General features: G+C 59.4%; 2 protein-coding genes and 2 pseudogenes. All 4 read right to left on the bottom strand.

Translation table 11 applies throughout. The features are described from left to right. Positions 1 to 364, bottom strand: a pseudogene (locus VF672_RS00480) (sel1 repeat family protein); the annotation flags it as partial. Next, positions 361 to 1,554, bottom strand: coding sequence for an SEL1-like repeat protein (locus VF672_RS00475; RefSeq protein ID WP_331100258.1), 1,194 nt, complete (start codon positions 1,552 to 1,554; stop codon positions 361 to 363). The pseudogene VF672_RS00480 and the gene VF672_RS00475, both read right to left, overlap by 4 nt. 89 nt (positions 1,555 to 1,643) lie before the next feature. Next, on the bottom strand, positions 1,644 to 3,545 hold the full coding sequence (locus VF672_RS00470; RefSeq protein WP_331100255.1) for a phospholipase D-like domain-containing protein: 1,902 nt from the start codon (positions 3,543 to 3,545) through the stop codon (positions 1,644 to 1,646). Next, positions 3,542 to 3,899: pseudogene (locus tag VF672_RS00465) on the bottom strand (type VI secretion system tip protein VgrG); the annotation flags it as partial. The pseudogene VF672_RS00465 and the gene VF672_RS00470, both read right to left, overlap by 4 nt.

The following is a 3,899-nucleotide window of genomic DNA, read 5'->3' as shown; positions in this document are numbered from 1 at the left end:
CTTGACTGAAGCGCAGGTGTTCGTGGCCCCGCAGCATGTATTTTCCGCGCAGGCTACCGTTCTGCAGGTTGATAGTGGCCTTGACATGGCCGTTCTCGGCAGCAATGCGGTAGAGCCGGGCAATTTCAAGGTCGGTACTCGGGTCCTGTTTCAGCTGGTTGTTCTTCTCCAACCAGCGGGCGTACTGGAACAGCACATCGCTGTCAGGACCCGCCAGAGGTAGCGCTTCGTGTTTGCAGGTAAAGGCCAGCTTGTCCTTGACTGCGCTGAGCGACGGCACCGCAGCGGCGTGCGGGCGCTGGGTGACAGGTGCATCACAACCTGCCAGCAACAGGCATGACAAAACCCAAGCACGGTTCTTCATGCCAGCCTCCACCAGACCCGCACCGGGCCTTCGTGTTGGCTCTTGGGCAACGGCCAGATTCGGTCGCGGTAATAGCGCATGCGCTCGACGGGAAAAACGTCGCCTTGCTCGAAATGACGAACAATCGACTGGCCGTCGGCGGTGTGCAGCTCCCAATGCTCGACCACCTGCCACCAACCGCTGACCGGGCACTTGGAACCTGCGACGCATTGGTCGGCTGACAAGTGCGCTTGACTAAAGCCTTTGGCGCCCGGCATCGGTCTGCCGGTGGCGGGGTCGAGTTTAAGGTCCTGGGTCAGGCGCTGGATCAGCTCTGGCGAAGGTTTTTCAGGCGGGACATTGGCTTCAAGCGCTTCCAGCCATTGCAGCTTGCCGTCCCACGGCGGCAGCCTGGCCGGGGGCAGCGGGAGGATGTCGTTGATTTCGGGGACTTTGGGGTGGGCATAGGAATACCTCGCCAGGATGCGCCAGATGGTTTTATAGCGCTCGGCGCGTTCGAGGTCTTCCTCCAGACCGAGGTAATACAATTCGTCGGTGGGTTCTGGTCCTCGGAAACCGTTCTGCAGAAAACTGGAAGAGCTTTCGTCGCCTGCGGCGACTCCAAGCTGAAATGCTTCAAGAGCGTCTGCATGTGCGCCGTTGTCTTGCAGGTAGACGCCTAAAATATTCGCGGCCGCGCCATGTCCTTGCTCAGCGGCGCAACGACGCATCTGTCGCGCTACATCCGGCGCCCTGCTGCTAGGCGCCAGCGCGTCCCCGATTTCGTATTGGGCTTGGGCACTGCCCTCGTCAGCGGCCTTTCGCAGATAGCGCAGCGACATTTCCATGTCTTGCTTCAGATCGGCGATACCGTTTTTTAGAAACACCGACACAAAGTAGTAACCCGTGGCTACGTTTGCATCGATCAGGTCTTGACTGAAGCGCAGGTGTTCGTGACCCCGCAGTTTGTATTTCCCGCGCAGGCCTCCGTTCTGCAGGTTGATATTGGCCTTGGGGTGACCATTCTCAGTGGCGATCCGGTAAAGCCGGGCGATTTCAAGGTCGATATCCGGGTTTTGTTTCAGCTGGTTGTTTTTCTCCAGCCAGCGGGCGTATTTAAACAGCACATCGCTGTCGGCACTGGCTGAAGGGAGAGTTTCGTGCTTGCAAGTGAAAGCCAAGTTGTCCTTGATTGCGGCGAGAGATTTCATTTGGATGTCCATGTCCGTTGATGGTCGTAATTCGTTGCGGTTGTCGCATGCGATCAGAGTCAGGCAGGCGAGCAGTAGTAACCGGCGCATCAGTCGAGGTTCGTCCGCGTTGCAGGGCAGTAATGAAACTCGACGAGGGGCGCATAGGGCTCACTTTTCGTCTCGGCGCTCTGCCGGACTTTGTTCTTGATGATGATGTCCTGCCAAGCGACGAATGCCGCCTCCGGATCATCCTGCATCCCCTTCCTCGCCGTATGAAGCTTCCACAACCTCCGCCTCAACGCCTGAGTCTCACTGGCCCACTCATGGGCAATATTCAATTCGCTATCAACCTGCATGCTGCGGGTGTTGATGTTGGCGGAGCCATGGGTGGTAAACACGTCGTCGACGATCATCAACTTGGAATGGATGTACACCGGCATCCATTTGCCGGGAAGTGAGTCGGGCGCCACAAGTGAGCAGATGTGCACCTTCAGATTGGGGATTTCCTCCGGCTTGAACACTTCTTGCTGGATGGCCTTGATCTGGTCTTCGAGCACGGCCCGCCGGAAGGCCGCCGCGCTTTCTGCGTCGCGCTGCTTTTGCAGCGCTTTCTCGCTCATCTCGCTATTAGGCCCGGTCACCAAATGGCTCACGAAGGTCATCGCCTGATCTGCAATCAATTCGCCAAGGTTCTGCTCCTGCGCAGCGGCCTGTGCCTTGGCGGCCTCGATGCGTTGCAGTCGAGTGATCTCCGGCATGGTGTCAGCGCGCCCCAGGCTGTCGAGCATACGTTGGGTGTTGACGGTGCCTTTGCCAATGCCGTCGTCGGTGACATTGGTGATCACGAACAGGTGCAATGCGCCGTGCTTGCCCGGGTCGCGCCCGCCCTGAGTCTGGGCCATGGCAGCCTTCTTGATCATTTCGGCCAGCGGCGGCCAGCGAAAATACTGGTTTTCGATGTAGATGAAGCCCGTGGCGTTGTTCACCGCTTGCAGGTAGAGCTTCTCGATGTCGCGTCGGCCTTCCTGGGCCTGGGTGCGCAGGATCTGGGCGAAATGCCGCTGCTCGTTCGGCGGGCATTTCAAGCGTTTGCCCAGGGCCATGGCGTCGCGGCTGGTCATCAGGTCTTCGCCCGTCGCATCGAGCCAGGCCGTGGCGAAGTTGTGGTGCAGGTGCTCCAGGATTGGCCCGGCCACTTGGCTAGAAATGTCCTGACGCGGTGTGTCACCCCGTGGTCCGGCGTTGGGAGCAGGCTTGCTGGCTTTGTCGCGCTTGAGCGCCGAATGCCGATCCGTGTCCCAGTATTCGTCGAGGGTGTTGTGGCCCATGACGAAACCCACCGCGTGTTCGGGGGCTTCATAGTCCACCAGCACGGTTTTCTGATGGTGGGTGGCGAACGCGCCAAGGGCCCCGAGTGTGCTGACACTAAGGTTCGGGTCGGAACCGTGATACCGGGCCTGGTGAATGATCTCGGCGCGGTCGAACAGGCTAAAGCCGCGACTGGCAAATGCAGGCCTTTCCAAGTCACGCCATAACGGCATAGGAATGCCTGCGATGGAACACATCGCGAACCACTTGCGGTCGTAGGCGTACTGATCATCGGTGGCGCTCTGCATCTTGCGATCGTCAATCGGTACACGCCCTTTGCCGGGCAGATTGGCTTCGCCACCCACGCCTGCAGTGTTGAATGGCATTTCCCAGCCCAGCACGCGTACTTTTACGCCCTGTCTGGCCTTCTGCATGAGCAACTCGCCGATGCAGGGTTGCTTCTCCCCGGTGCGAATGAAATACATCGACGGCTGGAACCCCCAGCAAATGATATCGACAGACCGGGTCGCGCCTGCGATGGCCCGGTGTACAACACCAAAGGTTTCCAAGCCGTTGACCAACGGTTTATACGTCGCCAAAGCAGGTCCGTACTCGGACTCCTGCACATACCAGGGCGCGCACAGGGTCACGGTATCGGTTTCTTGAAACGAAACGGGCGCGACAATTTCAGGCTGCGTCATGGGGCCTCCTCTTCCTGATCGGTGGTGTTATTCAGCACGGCGGCATACAGCGCGCGTTGATCGGTGTGTGAAGCCGGCTGATTGACCGGGGTGTCGGGTGCAGAGCGGTGGTTGTGCAGGCCCTGATTGGCCAGCCTTCCCTGCTCGGGATTGCTGTACGTGGTCACGGCGGGAATGCGGTAGCTGACGCCGTTGGCCATTTTCAGCCGGTATTCCTGCGTCGTCGGCTGATGATCAACCTCGACGTGCCCGCTGCCGTCCATGACGCCCTCGGTGATCAGTCCGCCATCGGCATAAAGCTTGTAGGGCATGTGGGTCCAGCTGCCGCCAAGGTTGGGCGTTGCGGCGAGCTTC

It is taken from the genome of Pseudomonas sp., assembly GCF_036387035.1.
Lineage (GTDB): Bacteria > Pseudomonadota > Gammaproteobacteria > Pseudomonadales > Pseudomonadaceae > Aquipseudomonas.
Note: the sequence above shows the minus strand (reverse complement) of the source record. Positions and strands in the feature narration are given on the sequence as shown.